The organism is Streptomyces sp. NPDC052064, from assembly GCF_055585925.1.
This window is the reverse complement of sequence record NZ_JBVJJE010000013.1, coordinates 259745-277032: the sequence shown is the minus strand read 5'-3', so window position 1 is coordinate 277032 and position 17288 is coordinate 259745. Positions and strand designations below refer to the sequence as shown.

The window sequence follows — 17288 nt, the reverse complement described above, 5'->3', positions numbered from 1 at the left end:
GGGTGAGAGGCAAGCAGACGCCGATGACGGTCACCAGCAACCGGAGGACGGAGCCGCCGCGGCACAGGGCCGCCCAGCGGGACCACAGGCGGCGGCGCGGTCGCCGGCGTGGCGGTGGCATACGGGTCGGCCTCGCCGTCTGCCTGGCCCTGCTGGTGCTCGCCGCGGGCGGAGCCGGCTGGCTGTACCTGAAGCTGGACGGCGACATCAGCACCTTCGACTCCGGCGGCCTCTCCGACGACCGCCCCGCGGCCGGCTCGTCGAAGGGCGAGAACGTCCTGGTCATCGGCTCCGACACCCGCACCGGCGGCAACGAGGCCCTGGGCGGCGGCGACAAGGACGACGTGGGCCGCTCCGACACCGCGTTCCTGCTGCACGTCTACGCCGACCACCGGCACGCCATCGCCGTCTCCATCCCCCGCGACACCCTGGTCACCATCCCTCCGTGCAGACTGCCCGACGGCAGCTGGACGAAGGCCCAGCCGGACACGATGTTCAACGCGGCGTACTCGGTCGGCCGGACCGCCAAGGGCAACCCCGCCTGCACCCAGAACACCGTCGAACAGCTCACCGGACTGCGCGTCGACCACACCGTCGTCGTCGACTTCAAGGGCTTCGCCCGGCTGACGGACGTGGTGGGCGGCGTCAAGGTGTGCCTGCCCCAGGACGTCTACGAGAACGATCTCGACCCGCACCTCACCGCCCCGGGCAAGCTGCTCTTCCCCAAGGGCGAGCAGACCGTCTCGGGCCAGAAGGCACTGGACTACGTCCGCATCCGGCACGGCATCGGCGACGGTTCCGACATCGGCCGGATCAAGCGCCAGCAGGCGTTCGTGGCGAGCCTGTTGAAAGAGGTGAAGAGCAAGGGCCTCACCCCGACGCGGCTGCTGCCGCTGGCCGACGCCGCCACGAAGTCGCTGACCGTCGACCCCGGCCTCGGCTCCGCCGACAAGCTGATCTCCTTCGCGATGTCCCTGAAGGACATCGACCTGCACAACACGAAGTTCGTCACCCTGCCCTGGCGCTACGAGGGTTCACGGGTCGCGATCGTGGAGCCGGACGCCGACGCTCTGTGGGCCGCGCTCAGGGCCGACCGCACGCTCGACGGCAAGGACGCCGGTGGAAAGAAGACCGATGCGTCGGGTTCCGGAGCTTCCGCCTCCCCCACGCCGGTCTCGGGTGAGGGCATCGACGTCGCCGTCTACAACGGCACCTCCGTCCCCGGCCTGGCCGCCCGCGCCGCCGCCGCTCTCACCGCGGACGGCTTCACCGTCATGGGCACGGCGACGGCGTCGGCCCAGGACCACACCACGACACTGGTCGAGTACGGCCCCGGCCTGGAGGACCGCGCCCGGACCGTCGCGGCGGCCTTCCCCGGCGCGGAGCTCCGGCCCGTGACCGGCAGCGGGATCAGTGTCGTGCTGGGACAGTCGTATGCGGACACCCCGGGGGCGCCCGCGTCCGCGTCCCCGACTCCGACCGCCGTACCGTCCGAGGTGGCCGACGGGGCCCGGTCCGCCGACGAGAACCCCTGCTCGGACCTCACCTACGGCTGACGCCGCAAGTGCCGGGACCGGGCGGCCGTCAGCGCCAGGGCGTACAGGCCGAGGACGACGGCCGGCAGCAGGTAGTAGGCGGCGGGCAGGGCCGTCATGCCGAGGGCCGCGCCGAGGGGGCTCGGCGGCAGCAGCAGGCCGACGGTGGCGAGGCCGGCCGCCGCAAGAGCGACCGGGCCGGGCGTGCGGCTCCCCTCGACGCGCCGGCCGGTGCGCAGGAGCAGCATCACCAGGGCCTGGGTGAGCAGGTTCTCGGTGAACCAGGCGGAGTGGAACACGGCTTCGTCGTCGACGGCGTCGGGGCCGTCGAGTGCGAAGGCGAGGACGGCGAAGGTGGCGAGGTCGGCGACGGCGTTGAGCAGTCCGAAACCCGTGACGAACCGGAGGAAGGAGCGGGGCCGCAGCACGGCAGGGCCCCGCAGCGCCGCCGCGCCGGGACGGTCGTGGGCGAAGGCGAGCTGCGCCGCGTCGAAGCACAGGTTCTGGGCGAGCACCTGCGCCGGGAGCATCGGCAGGAAGGGCAGGAGCAGGCCCGCGGCGAGCATCGCGACGACGTTGCCCAGGTTGGAGGAGAGCGTGACGCGCAGGTACGAGGCGATGTTGCCGCTCGCGTGCCGGCCGGCGGTGATCGCGTGGCCGATCGCCGTGAGGTCCTTCTCGGCGAGGACGACGTCGGCGATCTCCCGTGCCACACCGACGGCGGAGCGGGGCGCGAGGCCGACGTCGGCGGCGCGCAGCGCGGCCACGTCGTTCACCCCGTCGCCGAGGAACCCGACGGAGTGCCCGGCGGCGCGCAGGGCGGCGACGACACCGGCCTTGTCCTCCGGGGTGCAGCGGGCGACGACGGTCGCCTCGCCGGCGGCCGCGATGTCTCCCGGTTGTGCGGCGGTCCGCACCTCCCCCGGATCCAGGCCGAGTTCCCGGCAGGCCCGGGCCGCCGTGGCCGGATGGTCGCCGGTGAGGACCATCACGGTGACGCCGCGGTCGGCCAGGCCGCGCAGGGCCTCGGCGGCGCTCGGGACGAGGGCGTCCCGGAAGGTCACCAGGCCCCGGAAAGTCAGGCCCCGTGCGTCGGGCCTGGGCGCACCGGCAGGGCGGTCGTCCGTGGCGACGGCCAGCACCCGCAGCCCGGCGTCCGCCTCCCGGGCGGCGAGCGCCAGCAGCCGGTCCCGTTCACCGGGCTCCGTCGTACAGCGCTCCACCACGGCCTCGGCGGCGCCGGTGACGACGACGGTGTGGCGCCCGAGGGAGCCGCGTACCACCGCCGTCGAGAAACGCCGTACCGGGTCGAACGGCACGGCGTCCACCCCGTCGTACTCCTCGCCCACCGGCCCGGCCGCCTCCAGCAGGGCCTCGTCGAGGGCGCCGGGCGCGGGCAGTTCGGCGAGCTGGAGGGTCCACCAGGCGCCGACGGCGGCCCAGCGCAGCACCTCCGGGTCGTCCCGGCCGGCCGGGTCGAGGGCCCGTTCGACGACCGGCCGGTCCTGGGTGAGGGTGCCGGTCTTGTCGACGCACAGCACGTCGACCGCGCCCAGGTCGTGCAGCGCGGGCAGCCGTTTGACGATGACGCCGTGGGTACGGGCGAGCAGGGCGGCGCCCCGGGCCAGGCAGGTGGTGACGATCACCGGCAGCATCTCGGGCGTCAGCCCGACGGCGACCGCGACGGCGAAGGGCAGTGTCTCCGGACCGCGTCCGCGCAGCGCGGCGTTCGCCATCAGCACCAGGGGCGGCGTCAGCAGCATGAAACGGATCAGCACCCAGGAGATGCCGTGCACGGACCGGTCGAAGGCCCCGCCCTCCCGGCGTGCGGCCGGCTGCCGGTGAGCGGCGGCGAACCGGGTCCCGTCCCCGGTCGCGATCACGACGGCGGTGGCGGTGCCCGTGGCGACGGTACTGCCCTGGAAACACAGCGGGGAGTCGTCGACCGCGCCGGACTCGGCCGGCCCCTCCACCGCCTTTTTCTCCACCGGCGCCGACTCCCCGGTGAGGGCCGCCTGGTGCACCGTGAGCCCGCGTGCGCGCAGCAGTCGTACGTCCGCCGGGACGAGGTCACCGGGGCCGAGGCGGAGGACGTCGCCGGGGACCAGTTCGGTGACCGGCACCTCGCGGGGATGCGGCGGTTCCTGCGCGGAGTCGCGCCGCAGCACCGTGGCCGTGCCGGCGACCAGTTCGCGCAGGGCGGCCATGGAGCGGTCGGCCCGGTGCTCCCCGCTCGCGCGCAGCACGCAGCTGACCGCGACCAGGGCGAGGATCACCACGGCGGTGCCCCAGGAGGCGACGGCGGCGGACACCAGGCCGAGGCAGAGCAGGACGGCGGTGAAGGGGTCGCGCAGGGCGCGCGCGCACCGGCGGGGCCAGGACGGCGCACGCCGTTCCGGCAGGGTGTTCTCGCCGCGGGTGTCCAGCCTGGCCGCGGCCTCGGTCTCGGTCAGTCCCCGGGGCCCCGACTCCAGCCGCCGCAGCACCTCCAGGGTGGTGCCCCCGGCGGTCTCAGAGGCCATGGAGGCGGCGGCGCGGCGGCGCGGCGCGGTCGGTCAGGCGGCCCATCATCAGCCGTACGACGTCGACGACGTCGGGGTCGTCGACGTAGTACACCTGACGGCGGCCCTCGCGGCGGGAGCGGACGAGTCCGGCCAGCTTCAGCTTGGTGAGGTGCTGGCTGACCGCGGGCAGCGCGCCGCCGACCCGCTCGGCGAGCCCGGTCACGTCGCTCTCGCCCTGGGCCAGCGCCCACACGATGTGCAGCCGGGCGGGCGAGGCAAGCAGTCCGAAGGCCGCGGCCGCCTGGGCGAGTACGTCGGCGGGCGGGTCCTCGAAGCCACTGTCGGCTGCCGCCACCGTCGCCGTCCCTTCCGTCGCCTCCGTCGTCCTGCGAGCCGCTCCAGTTTAGGCGGGCCCGGGCAACCATCTCGGAAGGCCCTTTCTCGTGCAGGACGTCGGCGTCCGAACCGCACATCACGCCGGCGTGGCGAACCGCGCGGACGGTACGGAAAACCACGGGATGACCTCCCACGTTCGACCCGTCGGACAGATCATCACGATGCGGCAGCAGCAACTCACGGCATGTGGCCGCTCACTTGACGCCCAGTGGTCACACACGGTTGGCTCCGGGCCAGCGAGAGTCATCCGGTCCGTGCTCAGGTGCGGTCCGCCTGTGCTCTCACCCTGCTCTTGCTCGGCCGCACAGCGAGGTCCGCTCCTCATGAACACTGCTCCCCCGCCGCACACCTCCGCGAGACTCACCCGTGTCGCGGCCCTGGTGTCCGCCGTGTGTCTGCTGGTGGCCGGCTGCTCCGTCCTCGGCGCGACCGACGACGGGTCGGACGCGGACCCGGTGGGCGGGCCGGGCGGCGGGATGAAGGTCGCCCTGGTCACGCACGGCGGCAAGGGCGACGCCTTCTGGGACCTGGTGCGCAGGGGCGCCGAGACTGCGGCCGCCAAGGACGGCATCGATCTGACGTACGCCAGCGACGCCGACCCGGCCGCGCAGGCCGCGCTGGTGCGGGACGCCGTCCGCGACAAGGTCGACGGCATCGCGGTGACGCTGGCCAAGCCGGCGGCGATGCGGGGACCGATCGCCCAGGCCAAGGCGGCCGGCATACCCGTCGTCGGGCTCAACTCCGGCATCGACGCCTGGCGGCCGACGGGACTCCTGGAGTACTTCGGCCAGGACGAGTCCGTCGCCGGCCAGGCCGTCGGCGACAAGCTGGACGAGGTCAGGGCCAAGCACGCCCTGTGCGTCGTGCACGAGCGGGGCAACGTCGCGCTGGAGGCCCGCTGCGCCGGCGTGCGGAAGACGTTCGACGGCGACACCGACAACCTGTACGTGGACGGCAGCGACATGAACGCGGTGACCGCCACGATCGCGTCCCGGCTGCGGCAGGACTCCAGCATCGACGAGGTCGTCACCCTGGGCGCCCAGTACGGGCTCAGCGCGGTCAAGGCCGTCGAGCAGGCAGGCAGCAGAGCCGAGGTCGCCACCTTCGACCTCAACAAGGACCTGGTCAAGGCGGTCCAGGGCGGCGACGTACAGTTCGCCGTGGACCAGCAGCCCTACCTCCAGGGATACCTCGCTGTGGACGCCCTGTGGCTGTATCGCACCAACGGCAACATCAGCGGCGGCGGGGCGGCTCCGGTACTCACCGGCCCCGCGTTCGTGACCAAGTCCAACGTGTCCGCGGTGGCACGGTTCGCCTCCGCCGGGACCCGGTGACCGGGCACTTCCTGTGACGGTGTCGCCAAAGATTCGGTCAGGCCCGGCCTCTGCGGTCACTTGTACGGATAACATCCTGCGCATCCCATGTGCCGTAACGGGCACGCGAACACCCCCACGTCCGTCCCCCACCCCCCGCCCCCACCGTTCCGCCTTCCCGTTCCACGCTCCCCGCTGATCGCCCTAGGACGACGATGTCTCGACGGACAGGTGCCCGGCGCCGCCTCGGATCCATACGCCTCTCCCTTGTGCTTCTGGCCCTGGTGCCCAGCGTCACCCTCGCCGCCATGTGGGGCGTGACGACCATCCAGATGTTCTCGGAGGGGCTTCGGCTGCGTGACCAGACGGAGCTGAGCCGGTCGACGGGTGCCATGGGCACCGACACGACGCTCGCCCTTCAGCGGGAACGCAGCCTCTCGGCGGCCTGGCTGGCCTCGCCGCACGGCTCCCGGGCCGCCCTCGACGCGCAGCGCGAGGAGACCGACGCGGCGGTCGCGAAGCTGGTCGGACAGGCGGACGCGATCGAGAAGGCGCCCTCCCGCATCTCGGACCGGCTGTACTCGGTGCTGGGCTCGGTGGGCAGCCTGGAGTACTACCGCGACCAGGTGGACAACCCGACCGACATCACCGCGCAGCAGGCGCTGGACCAGTACTCCTCGATCATCGACGACCAGATCCATGCCTTCCAGGAGCTCTCCCAGGTCGACGACGGCGACCTCACCTCGCAGGCCGGTCCGCTGGTCGGCCTGGAGCACGCGGCGGAGCTGGTCTCCCGGGAGGACGCGCAGCTGACCCTGGCCTGGCCGTCCGGGCACCTCGACGACAAGGCCTGGGCGCAGTTCACGGAGCTGGTGAACACCCGGCGCTGGCTGGTCAAGGACCAGGTCGTGCCCCAGCTGACCGGCGGCGCCAAGGCACAGACCGAGCGGATCCTGGCGAGCCCGGAGTGGCAGACACTCCAGTCCATCGAGGACCAGGTGCTGGCGGCCCGGAACTCCAGCGCCGACGCGGACCGGATCGCCCTGCCGGACGCCCAGAAGCGGTGGAACGCCGCCATGGACAAGCTGTCCGAGCACTACGCGAGCCTGATCCAGCGGCAGACGACGGGCCTGCTCGCACGCAGTGCCGACAAGGCGGACGACCTGCTGATCAAGGCGGGGATCCTGAGCGCCGGCGGGCTGCTCGCGCTGCTGGTGTGCGTCGGCATGTCCTGGCGGATCACCCGATCGCTGTCCCGGCGGCTGCGCGGCCTGCGCCGGGCCGCCGTCAGCCTCGCGCAGGAGCGGCTGCCCGACGTGGTGGCCCGCCTGGACCGGGGCGAGAAGGTCGACCCGGAGTCGGCGACCACCCCGCTGGACTACGGGCACGACGAACTCGGCCAGGTGGCCCAGGCGTTCAACACCGCCCAGCGCACGGCCGTGCACACCGCGGTCGAACTCGCCGACACCCGGCGCGGCTTCCAGAAGGTCATCCTGGGCATCGCCCGGCAGAGCCAGAACCTGGTCAACCTCCAGCTCAGCAGGCTCGACACGCTGGAACGCGAGCACTCCGATCCCGACGTCCTCAAGGGCCTGTACGAACTGGACTCCACGGCCAGCCAGTTGCGCCGCTACGAGGAGAACCTCGTCATCGTCAGCGGCGAACGGCCCGGCCGCAGCTGGACCGAGCCGGTCGCGCTGATCGACATCCTGCGCAGTGCGGTCGGCGAGGTCGCCGAGTACCAGCGGGTGGAGGTGCACACCGAGGAGGAGGTGTACGTCGCGCCGCCCGCGGTGGCCGACGTCATCCATCTGCTGGCCGAGCTCATCGACAACGCGACGGCGTACTCCCCCGCCCCGAGCCCCGTCACGGTACGGGCCGGGATGGTCGTCAAGGGCCTGGCCGTCGAGGTCGAGGACCGCGGCCTCGGCATGTCGGAGGAGGACTACGGGTCCTTCAACGAACAGCTGGCCGTCCCCCCGCAGTTCGACGTGGTGGCGCTCGCCGACGACCTGCGGCTCGGCATGTTCGTGATCGCCCAGCTCGCCCACCGGCACGGCATCGCCGTCACCCTGCGCTCGTCGCCGTACGGCGGGACCTCGGCGATCGTGCTGATTCCGCACGACATCGTCGTACGGGAGATCCCGGAGACCGGTGCGCCGGGGGCCCGGGACGCCAAGGACATGGCCGGCGCGAACGGCCTGGCCGCCCCCGCCGGCCAGAGAGGGACGGGCGGCGGCCCGAAGACCGGTGACGGCCCGAAGACCGGCGGCGGCCCGAAGACCGGGCAGACCCCGATGGACGGGCGGAGTGCTGTGGACGTACCGGGTGCGGTCGACGGGCGGAGCCCGGTGGACGGCGAGAACGCCGGCAAGCCCGTGGACGGCGAGGAGCCGGAGGGTGCCGCGGGCGCCACCGGGTCCGCGCGCGAGCCCCGGCCCCTCGCGTCGGCCCGGACCGCCCCCGCGCCCACCGCCCGGGCGGTCATCCCCCGCCGGGACGGTCTCGCCCCGCTCCCCCGCCGGGTTCCGCAGACCAGCCTGGTGGAGGAACTGCGCGAGGATCCCGAGTCCGCCGGCGACGGTGGCTCCCCCGACGACTTCACCGCGGAAGCGGCCGCCTCCTCCCTGGCCGGCTTCCAGCGCGGCACGCTCCGGGCCAGGGGCGGCGACGCCGAGCCGCCGTACGACGAGGACGCGGCCGCACCACCCCGGCAGGCCACCGCCCCTGTCCCCTCGACTCCGCCCGCCGACCGCTGACGAAGGACACCGCAATGACACGCCCCATCCCCGCCACGCACACCCAGCTCGACCAGCTGCTGACCGGACTCGTGGAGCGGGTCGCCGACGTCAACCAGGCCGTGGTGCTCTCCGAGGACGGTCTGGTGGTCAGCAAGTCCACCGGATTCCTACGCGACGACGCCGAGCGGCTCGCGGCGACCGCGTCCGGCCTGATGAGCCTCAGCAAGGGCGTCAGCATGGACTTCCGGGGCGGTCCGGTGCGCCAGGCGCTCATCGAGATGGCCAACAGCTATCTGATCCTCACCTCCGCCGGTCCCGGCGCCCACCTGGTCGTGCTCACCGGTCCGGGCGCGGACGTCGGTGTGGTGGCGTACCAGATGAACATGCTGGTGAAGAAGATCGGCGAGCACCTCAGCGCGGCACCGCGGGGCATGGCCGGCCCCGTCGTCGACCCAGGCGTGTGAGGTGGACGGAGGCGACTCGGCGGGCCGGCTCGTACGGCCGTTCGCGCTGACCGGTGGCCGGACCCGGCCCAGCCGCGCCGACTTCACGCTCATCGCGACGGTGACCGCGGTCGATCCGCAGCCCGCCGCGACGGCCCGGTGCCAGCCCGAGCACACCCGGATCCTCCGGTTGTGCGCCGAGCCGATGGCCGTGGCGGAACTGGCCGCCCGGCTCGACCTGCCGGTGAGCGTGGTCGTCATCCTGCTCTGCGACCTGCTGGAGGCGGGCCGGATCACCGTCCGTCCGCCGCGCCTCGTCTCCCGTACCACTCCGGACCTGGACCTGCTGAAGAAAGTGAGGGACGGCCTTGGCCGGCTCTGACGTCGCCACCGACGCGTCCTCGGCACCCGACACGGTCAAGATCCTCATCGCCGGCGGCTTCGGCGTGGGCAAGACCACCATGGTCGGGTCGGTCAGCGAGATCGTCCCGCTGCGCACCGAGGAACCCCTGACCATGGCCGGTCTGGGCGTCGACGACCTGGACGGAATCGAGGAGAAGCGCGCCACCACCGTGGCCCTGGACTTCGGCCGGATCACCATCAGCCGGGACCTGGTGCTGTACCTGTTCGGCACGCCGGGGCAGCAGCGGTTCTGGTTCATGTGGAACGACCTGGCCCTCGGCGCGCTCGGGGCCGTGGTCCTGGTCGACGTCCGCAGACCCGAGTCCAGTTTCGCCGCGATCGACTTCTTCGAACGCCGGGGCATCCCGTTCGTCGTCGGGGTCAACGGCTTCCACGGCGAACACCCGTATCCGCCCGAGGACATCCGGGACGCGCTCGCGGTGCCCGAGCACGTGCAGGTCCTGCTGTGCGACGCGCGGGACCGGGAGTCGTGCCGGGACGTGCTGATCGCCCTGATCGACCAGCTGATCGCGACGGCGGTGCGGACCTAGTTCCGCGGCAGGCAACGTTTGCCCGACGGGGCGAACGTTGCCTGCCGCGGCACTGGGTGCACCCGGCCGCAACGCCGGTCGCATCGTTGGGCCAGGGCGGCCCTGGCAGTAGGACGCGGGTCAGTCGAGGCCGGCCGACTTCAGCCAGGACTTGGCGACGTCCAGCGGGTCCTTCTTCTCCAACTGGACCTGGGCGTCCAGTTCCAGGAGCGTCTTCGTGTCCAGCTTCGCGGAGACCGCGTCGAGCGCGTCGACGCCCTCCTGGGAGAGCCCGCTCTTGTTGACCAGCGGAGTCACGTTCGCGAACCCGAAGAGGTTCTCCGGGTCCTTCAGGACGACGAACTTCTCCTTCACGATGGTCGGGTCCGTGGTGAAGATGTCCGCGGCCTGCACGGTGTTCCTGGTCAGCGCCGCCTGGGTCAGCGGGCCGCCCGCGTCGAGCGCCTTGAACGACTTGAACTCCAGGCCGTACACGGACTTCAGGCCCGCCAGGCCCTGATGCCGGGTCTGGAACTCGGGCGAACCGCCGATCACCAGGTCCGGGGCGGCGTCCTTGAGGGCCGCGAGGGTGGAGGAGGACGTCAGCTTGTACTTCTCGGCCGTCTCGGCGTTGACGGTGACGGAGTCCTTGTCCTCGGCGGGCGACGACTGAAGCAGCGTCAGCTTCTTGTCGAGCTTGGCCTTGACGGCCGCGTTCACCGCCTCGGCGGACTTCTGCTCGGCCTTGGGGTCCAGGTAGGCCAGCAGCGAGCCGTTGTACTCCGGCAGCACGGTGACGGAACCGTTCTTCATCAGGCCGTACGTCGTCTCACGGCTGCCGATGTTGTGCTTGTAGGTGACCTTGAGGCCCTTGGCCTTGAGCGCCTCGCCGTAGATGTCGGCGAGCAGGGTGCTCTCGGCGAAGTTGTTGGAGCCCACGACGACGGTGCCGGCCTTCGCCTTCTCGCCCGCCAGGGGATTGTCGGAGGTGTCACCCGACGAACAGCCCGCGAGCAGCGCCGCAGCGGCGGTGAGCGCGACGGCCGCCGCGCCGGTGTGCCTCGTCCTGGACCTGCTGTTCTTCGCGGTAGAAGTCATCCACCGATCCAAGCCAGCCGCTTTACGATCAGTCAAGAGCGGCCTGGTCACGGTTTCTTGGAGACATTGGTCGGACATCAGCGTCTGCGGACACCCGGCGACACGGCCAGGCGGCCCGCCAGCCAGAACAGCGCCAGCGTGCCGAGCGCCAGGACGGCCACCAGCGTGGCGCCGCCCACCACCTTCTCGTAGTCGTGCTGGTAGAGCCCGTCGACGATGTACCGGCCGAGGCCGCCGAGGCTGACGTACGCGGCGATGGTGGCCGTCGACACGATCTGGATGGCCGCCGAGCGCAGGCCGCTCAGGATCAGCGGCAGCGCCACCGGCAGTTCGACCTGGAAAAGGATCCGCGACTCCCGCATGCCCATGCCGCGGGCGGCGTCCACCGGGGCGGGGTCGACGGAGCGGACCGCCTCGTAGGTGGTCACCAGGATCGGCGGGACGGCGAGGATGACCAGGGGGATCATCACGGGCAGCAGGCTGAAACCCATCACGATGACGATCAGCACCAGCAGGCCGAAACTGGGCAGCGCGCGGGCGGCGGTGGCGATGAAGGCGAGGGCGTTGCCGCCCCGCCCGGTGTGCCCGGTCAGCAGACCGACGGGCAGGCCGATCGCGGCGGCGAGGGCGAGGGCCAGCAGCGAGTACTGGACGTGTTCGAACAGGCGTTGCGGGATGCCGTCGTAGCCGTGCCAGTGGGCGCTGTCGCTGAAGAAGGCGTTGACGAAGTTCAGTACGTTCACCGGATCACGTCCTCCGGTGCGGGCAGTTGCCCCCGCACTCCGGTCTTCGGGCGCCTGCGGGTGACTTTCGGCATCCACGGGGTCAGGACGACGCGGAGCAGCACGAGCAGGGCGTCGCACAGGATCGCCAGGACGGCCGTCGTGACCACGGAGTTCACGGCCAGCTCGGGCCGGTCGTACTTCTGCGCGTCGGCGAGCAGGTTGCCGAGGGCGCCCTGGTTGCCGATGAGGGTGCCGACGCTGACCAGGGAGATGCTGGACACGGTGGCGACCCTGAGCCCGGCGACGATGGCGGGCACGGCGATCGGCAACTGCACCTGGAGGTAACGGCGTACGGGCCCGAAGCCCATGGCGGTGGCCGCGGCCAGGGTCTCCTGCGGCACGGACCGCACACCGTCGACGACGGCCGGGACCAGCACCACGAGGCTGTAGACGGCCAGCGGGATCATCACGGTCAGCTCGGTCTGGCCCGTGTAGTCGATGAGGACGACGAAGAAGGCCAGCGACGGGACGGCGTAGAGGATGGTGGTGGCGCCGAGCACGGGCGGGTACAGCCAGCGGAACCGGACGCACAGCTGGGCGAGCGGCAGCGCGAGCAGCAGCCCGGCCAGGACCGGCAGCAGCGCCTCGCGCAGATGCAGCCCGATGAGGCCGGGCCAGCTGTGCTGGAGGTCGCTCGGGATGTCGAAGAAGCCGTTCACGACGAGACCTTGGCTTGACCGGCTTGACCGGCTTGACCGGCTTGACCGGCTTGGTCGGCGGCGTGGGCGCTGCGGATCGCCTCGCCGATGGTCTGCTGCGAGACGACGCCGGTCACCCGCCCGCCGGCGTCCACGGCCACGGCCCAGCCGTTCGGCGACAGCACCGCGCAGTCGAGGGCGACACGCAGCGAGTCGGTGCCGGGCACGAACGGCCGTCCGTGGGACAGCAGTCGGTCCGGCCGGATGTCCCCCGCGACCAGGTCTTGCGGTTCGCTCCAGCCGAGCGGTCGGCCGTCCGCGTCGGTCACCAGGAGGTAGGGGGCGTCGGGAGCGGCGATCTGCTCGGCGGTGGCGTCGAGCGGGATCACCGGGTCGCTCGTCAACTCGAGCCGCGCGGACGGGAAGAACGACAGGCGCCGGATACCGCGGTCGCCGCCGAGGAAGTCCTCGACGAAGGCGTCGGCGGGGCTGGACAGCAGCTCGGCCGGGGGCGCGTACTGGGCGAGGTGGCCGCCGGTGCGCATCACGGCGACCATCGTGCCGAGCTTGATCGCCTCGTCGATGTCGTGGGTGACGAAGACGATGGTCTTGCCCAACTCGTCCTGGATGCGAAGCAGTTCGTCCTGGAGCCCCTTGCGCACCACCGGGTCGACCGCCGAGAACGGTTCGTCCATGAGCAGCACCGGCGGGTCGGCGGCGAGGGCCCGGGCCACGCCGACGCGCTGCTGCTGGCCACCGGACAGCTGGTACGGGTACCGCTTGGCGAGCGCGGCGTCGAGCCCCACCCGCTCCATCAGTTCCGCGGCCCGCGCCCGGGCCTTCTGCTTGCCCCAGCCGAGCATGCGGGGCACGGTCGCGATGTTGTCGACGATCGTGCGGTGCTGGAAGAGGCCGGCGTTCTGGATGACGTAACCCATGGACCGGCGCAGGGTGGTGACGGGCTGGCGCTGGATGTCCCGGCCGTCGAGGAGGATCGTTCCCTCACTCGGTTCGACCATTCTGTTGATCATCCGCAGGGTGGTCGTCTTGCCGCAGCCCGACGGTCCGACGAGGACGGTGATCGAGCGGTCGGGTACCTCAAGGGAGAGCCGGTCGACCGCCACCGTGCCGTCCGGGTACCGCTTGGTGACTGCTTCCATCCGTATCAAGACGCCGGGCCCTTCGGGTTGGCGGACTCTTTTGGCCATGGTCGTACGGGCTGTTGCCGGTCGAGTCTAGACGGCGCGCGTCAGCGGCCGTTGGGGCCCACACCCTCAAGGGGCAGGCACACGGTGAACACCGTCGCTCCGGGTTCGCTGTCCAGCTCGATGCGGCCGCCGTGCGCCCGGACCAGGGACTGGGCGACCGCCAGGCCGAGGCCGCTGCCGCCGCGGTCGCGGCTGCGGGCCTTGTCGACGCGGTAGAAGCGGTCGAAGACGCGCTCCTGGTCCTCGGGCGGGATGCCGGGACCCGCGTCGGCGATCCGGACCAGGGCGGTGTCGGAGGCGACGGCGACGTCCACGGACACCGGGGTTCCGGGCGGGGTGTGCACGGCGGCGTTGGCGAGCAGGTTGTCCAGGACCTGCCGGACGCGCTGCGGGTCCAGGCGCACCTTGAGCGCCCCCGGGCCGGTGGTCACCGTCAGCGGGTGGTCCGGCCGACTGGCCCGGAAGGCGTCGGCGGCCTGCTGGACCAGCTCCACCAGGTCGGCGTCCTCCAGCCGCAGCGGTGCCTCCACCTCCGCCGCGTCCAGCCGGGCGAGCAGCAGCAGGTCGTCGAGGAGGATGCCCATCCGGGCGGCCTCGGCACGCAGCCGGGCCAGGTGCCGGTCGCGTTCCTCGGGGGCGTTGGCGGCGGCGTACTGGAACAGGTCGGCGTAGCCGCGTACCGACATCAGCGGGGTGCGCAGTTCGTGCGAGGCGTCCGCGACGAACCGGCGCAGCCGCTGCTCGGCCTCCGCGCGCACGGCGAGGGAGTCGTCGATGTGCTCCAGCATCGTGTTGAAGGCGGTCCGCAGCTCGTCCACCTCCGGGCCGCCGTCCCGGCCGTCGGCGCGCAGCGGCAGCCGGGCCGCCGACTCGGTCAGGTCGTGCGAGGCGATGCCGTGCGCGGTGGACGCCATGTCGCTGAGCGGCTTCAGCCCGCGGCGCAGCATCCGGCGGCCGAAGACCACCAGCGCGAGTAGTGCGAGCGCGAAGGTGACGACCTGGATGGTGATCAGCTGCCCGACCGTGTCCTCGATGTCCTCCATGGGCGCGGCGCTGACCAGGACCACGCCGGGCTCGACCTGGCAGGAGCGCAGCCGGTAGGTGCCCGCGCCCCTGAGGTGCTCGGTGCGCAGGAGCTCGGAGGGCGCGGTGGTCTGCGCCGAGGCCAGGGCGGTGAAGTCGTCGACGTCCTTGGGCAGGTCGGCGGGGTCCTCGGGCCTGCGGAGCTCGGGCCTGCCGTCCGAGACGTCGTACACGGCGTAGAACCAGCTGTAGTACTTCTTGCCCGAGAGCGTGCCGTAGTGCGCGATGCTCTTGGACTGGGCGATCTGGGCCTGTGCCAGCTGGGTGTCGAGCTGGGCCGACAGATAGTCCCGCATGTACGTGGTCAGGGCCGTGCCGACGACGGCGAACACGACCAGCGACAGGGCGCCGAGGCCGAGGGCCAGCCGGGTGCCCAGGCGCATCCCGCGGTAGGCCCGCCGCAGCCGGGCGATCACTCGGAGGCCTGTCGCAGGACGTACCCGAATCCCCGCACGGTGTGGATCAGCGGCGCGCCGCCGTCGTCCGTCTCGTCGAGCTTGCGGCGCAGCCGGCTGATGACGAGCTCGACGACGTTGGAGCGGCCGCCGAAGCCGTACTCCCACACGTGGTCGAGGATCTGCGCCTTGGTGAGCACGGTGGGCGACTTGCGCATCAGGTAGCGCAGCACCTCGTACTCGGTCGGGGTCAGCGACAGCAGCGTCTCGCCGCGCCGCACCTCGCGGGTGTCCTCGTCCATGGTCAGGTCGCCGACCTGGAGCACGGACCGCTGGAAGGCGGGGCCGGCGCTGCGCCGCAGCACGGTCCGCAGCCGGGCCATCAGCTCCTCCACGGCGAACGGCTTGACCAGGTAGTCGTCGCCGCCCCGGGTCAAGCCCGCGACCCGGTCGGCGACGCCGTCGCGCGCGGTGAGGAACACCACCGGCACCATCGTGCCGGAGGCGCGCAGCCGGTCCAGGACGCCGAAGCCGTCCACGCCGGGCAGCATCAGGTCGAGCACCACGATGTCCGGGTGGAACTCGGCGGCCCGCTTCAGCGCGTCCTCGCCGGAGTACGCCGTGACCGCCTCCCAGCCCTCGTAGCGGGCGACGGTCGCGACGAGGTCGGCGATGGGCGGGTCGTCGTCGACGACGAGGAGTCGTACTTTTTCCACCCGCTCATAGTGCTTCACGTGTCCCGTGCCGCCCTAGCCGCCCGAGCCTTCGCCGCCGGATCGATAAACACTTGAAAGTCGAGCGACAGTATTCCGACAGCTCCCCCGCGACAAGCTCGGTGTCCCAGGATCCGATCAAGGAGCTGCCGATCGTGACGACCCTCCGAGAACCTCCAGCGGCGACCCGTCCGGGCGCGCGCCCGAGAGTGGTGGGCCGCACCGGCCTGTACGCGGTGCTGCTCGCCAACGCGGTCGTGGTGACCGTGTTCTTCGTCCAGGCCGGTTTCGCCTCGAACACGCTGATCGTGCTGGGGCGGCTGGCGGGGCTGTACGGGGCGCTGCTCATGGCGTTCCAGCTGCTGCTGGTGGCGCGGCTGCCCTGGTTCGACCGGCGGATCGGCATGGACCGGCTGACGTCCTGGCACCGCTGGACGGGCTTCTCGGTGCTGTGGCTGCTGCTCGCGCACGCCGTGTTCATCGTCTTCGGCTACGCCCGGTCCTCGTCCCTGGACCCGGTGAACCAGCTGGTGGATCTCGCGGAGACCGTGGAGGGCGTGCTGCGCGCGATCGTCGCCCTGGCGATCATCATCGCGGTCGGCGCGGTCTCGGCCCGCTACGCCCGGCGCCGGCTGGCGTACGAGACCTGGCACTTCATTCACCTGTACACCTATGTCGCGGTGGTGCTGGCGTTCACGCACCAGGTCGCGGCGGGCACGACGTTCACCTCGTCGTCCGTGGCGACGAGGTACTGGTACGCCGTGTGGGGCGTGGCCCTCGCGTCGGTGTTCCTCGGCCGCCTGGTGCTGCCGCTGTGGCGCAATCTCCGCCACCGGCTGCGAGTGACGGCCGTGGTCCCGGAGAACGACGACGTGGTCTCGGTCTACGTCACGGGCCGCGACCTGGACCGGCTGCCCGCCCGGGCCGGACAGTTCTTCCTGTGGCGGTTCCTGACGAAGGACCGCTGGTGGCAGGCCAACCCGTTCTCGCTGTCCGCCGCGCCGGACGGCCGTACCCTGCGCCTGACCGCCAAGCGGGCGGGCGACGGCAGCGCGGCCCTGCGGCACCTGAAGGTCGGCACGCGGGTGTTCGCCGAGGGCCCCTACGGCGCCTTCACCACCCTGCACCGCACCCGCCCGGACGCCCTGCTCATCGCCGGTGGCGTCGGTGTCACCCCGATCCGGGCTCTGCTGGAGGAACTGCACGGCCACGCGGTCGTGATCTACCGGGTGGCCACGGACCAGGACGCGGTCCTCCACGACGAACTGCGCGAGCTCGCGCTCGCCAAGGGTGCCGAGCTGCACCTGGTCACCGGGCCGCCCGTGCCCGACCGGCTGGCGCCGCCGGAGCTCGCGCGTCTGGTGCCGGACATCACCGGCCGGGACGTGTACCTGTGCGGCCCGCCGCCGATGATGAACGCGGTGCTCGGCAGCCTGCGCGAGCTGGGCGTGCCCAGGACGCAGACCCACTTCGAGCGCTTCAGCCTGGCCGGATGACGAGGAGA

At 72.1% G+C, this 17288-nt stretch carries 15 protein-coding genes; 7 read left to right on the top strand and 8 right to left on the bottom strand.

Annotated features, from left to right (window positions below):
• The first annotated feature begins 23 nt into the window (after nucleotides 1-23).
• A complete protein-coding gene (locus ACZ6TU_RS31910; RefSeq protein ID WP_469552469.1) occupies nucleotides 24-1556 on the top strand; it encodes an LCP family protein in 1533 nt (510 codons plus the stop codon).
• Here the strand turns inward: ACZ6TU_RS31910 and mgtA are convergent.
• Together mgtA and ACZ6TU_RS31900 are read right to left on the bottom strand one after the other, a co-directional pair.
• Nucleotides 1547-4057 (bottom strand): magnesium-translocating P-type ATPase, encoded by a 2511-nt coding sequence (gene mgtA, locus ACZ6TU_RS31905; protein ID WP_467669381.1) that lies wholly within the window; start codon nucleotides 4055-4057, stop codon nucleotides 1547-1549. The genes ACZ6TU_RS31910 and mgtA overlap by 10 nt on opposite strands.
• Nucleotides 4047-4394, bottom strand: a complete 348-nt coding sequence (locus ACZ6TU_RS31900; protein WP_467669379.1) for an ArsR/SmtB family transcription factor — start codon at nucleotides 4392-4394, stop codon at nucleotides 4047-4049. Before ACZ6TU_RS31900 ends, mgtA begins: the two co-directional genes overlap by 11 nt.
• 364 nt (nucleotides 4395-4758) lie before the next feature.
• On the opposite strand from ACZ6TU_RS31900, the gene ACZ6TU_RS31895 reads away from it, so the two are divergent.
• The 5 genes from ACZ6TU_RS31895 (at nucleotide 4759) to ACZ6TU_RS31875 (ending at nucleotide 9885) form a co-directional block, all read left to right on the top strand.
• A complete protein-coding gene (locus ACZ6TU_RS31895) occupies nucleotides 4759-5769 on the top strand; it encodes a substrate-binding domain-containing protein (RefSeq protein ID WP_467669377.1) in 1011 nt (336 codons plus the stop codon).
• A 194-nt stretch (nucleotides 5770-5963) separates the two neighbouring features.
• Nucleotides 5964-8507 carry a sensor histidine kinase gene (locus ACZ6TU_RS31890; protein ID WP_469552422.1) on the top strand — a complete coding sequence of 848 codons (2544 nt, stop codon included), beginning with the start codon at nucleotides 5964-5966 and terminating at the stop codon, nucleotides 8505-8507.
• 14 nt (nucleotides 8508-8521) lie between these two features.
• Nucleotides 8522-8953, top strand: coding sequence for a roadblock/LC7 domain-containing protein (locus ACZ6TU_RS31885; RefSeq protein WP_020271575.1), 432 nt, complete (start codon nucleotides 8522-8524; stop codon nucleotides 8951-8953).
• 1 nt (nucleotide 8954) lies between these two features.
• Nucleotides 8955-9314: a DUF742 domain-containing protein gene (locus ACZ6TU_RS31880; protein WP_467669373.1), complete on the top strand. Its 360-nt coding sequence runs from the start codon at nucleotides 8955-8957 to the stop codon at nucleotides 9312-9314.
• Nucleotides 9301-9885: a GTP-binding protein gene (locus ACZ6TU_RS31875; protein ID WP_467669371.1), complete on the top strand. Its 585-nt coding sequence runs from the start codon at nucleotides 9301-9303 to the stop codon at nucleotides 9883-9885. The genes ACZ6TU_RS31880 and ACZ6TU_RS31875 overlap by 14 nt, the downstream gene beginning before the upstream one ends.
• A gap of 120 nt (nucleotides 9886-10005) precedes the next feature.
• Here the strand turns inward: ACZ6TU_RS31875 and ACZ6TU_RS31870 are convergent, their stop codons facing one another.
• From ACZ6TU_RS31870 to ACZ6TU_RS31845, 6 genes are all read right to left on the bottom strand, one after another.
• Nucleotides 10006-10962 carry an ABC transporter substrate-binding protein gene (locus ACZ6TU_RS31870; protein ID WP_469552420.1) on the bottom strand — a complete coding sequence of 319 codons (957 nt, stop codon included), beginning with the start codon at nucleotides 10960-10962 and terminating at the stop codon, nucleotides 10006-10008.
• Nucleotides 10963-11039: 77 nt separating this feature from the next.
• Nucleotides 11040-11705, bottom strand: coding sequence for an ABC transporter permease (locus ACZ6TU_RS31865; protein WP_467669367.1), 666 nt, complete (start codon nucleotides 11703-11705; stop codon nucleotides 11040-11042).
• A complete protein-coding gene (locus ACZ6TU_RS31860; protein WP_467669365.1) occupies nucleotides 11702-12406 on the bottom strand; it encodes an ABC transporter permease in 705 nt (234 codons plus the stop codon). The genes ACZ6TU_RS31865 and ACZ6TU_RS31860 overlap by 4 nt, the downstream gene beginning before the upstream one ends.
• Nucleotides 12403-13554: an ABC transporter ATP-binding protein gene (locus tag ACZ6TU_RS31855; RefSeq protein WP_469552417.1), complete on the bottom strand. Its 1152-nt coding sequence runs from the start codon at nucleotides 13552-13554 to the stop codon at nucleotides 12403-12405. The genes ACZ6TU_RS31860 and ACZ6TU_RS31855 overlap by 4 nt, the downstream gene beginning before the upstream one ends.
• 80 nt (nucleotides 13555-13634) lie before the next feature.
• Entirely contained in the window at nucleotides 13635-15092 is a 1458-nt protein-coding gene (locus tag ACZ6TU_RS31850) for a sensor histidine kinase (RefSeq protein ID WP_469552415.1), read from the bottom strand.
• Nucleotides 15089-15787 carry a response regulator transcription factor gene (locus ACZ6TU_RS31845; RefSeq protein WP_467669361.1) on the bottom strand — a complete coding sequence of 233 codons (699 nt, stop codon included), beginning with the start codon at nucleotides 15785-15787 and terminating at the stop codon, nucleotides 15089-15091. The genes ACZ6TU_RS31850 and ACZ6TU_RS31845 overlap by 4 nt, the downstream gene beginning before the upstream one ends.
• 206 nt (nucleotides 15788-15993) lie before the next feature.
• Between ACZ6TU_RS31845 and ACZ6TU_RS31840 the strand changes: the two genes are divergently transcribed.
• Nucleotides 15994-17280: a ferredoxin reductase family protein gene (locus ACZ6TU_RS31840; protein ID WP_469552468.1), complete on the top strand. Its 1287-nt coding sequence runs from the start codon at nucleotides 15994-15996 to the stop codon at nucleotides 17278-17280.
• Nucleotides 17281-17288 lie beyond the last annotated feature (8 nt).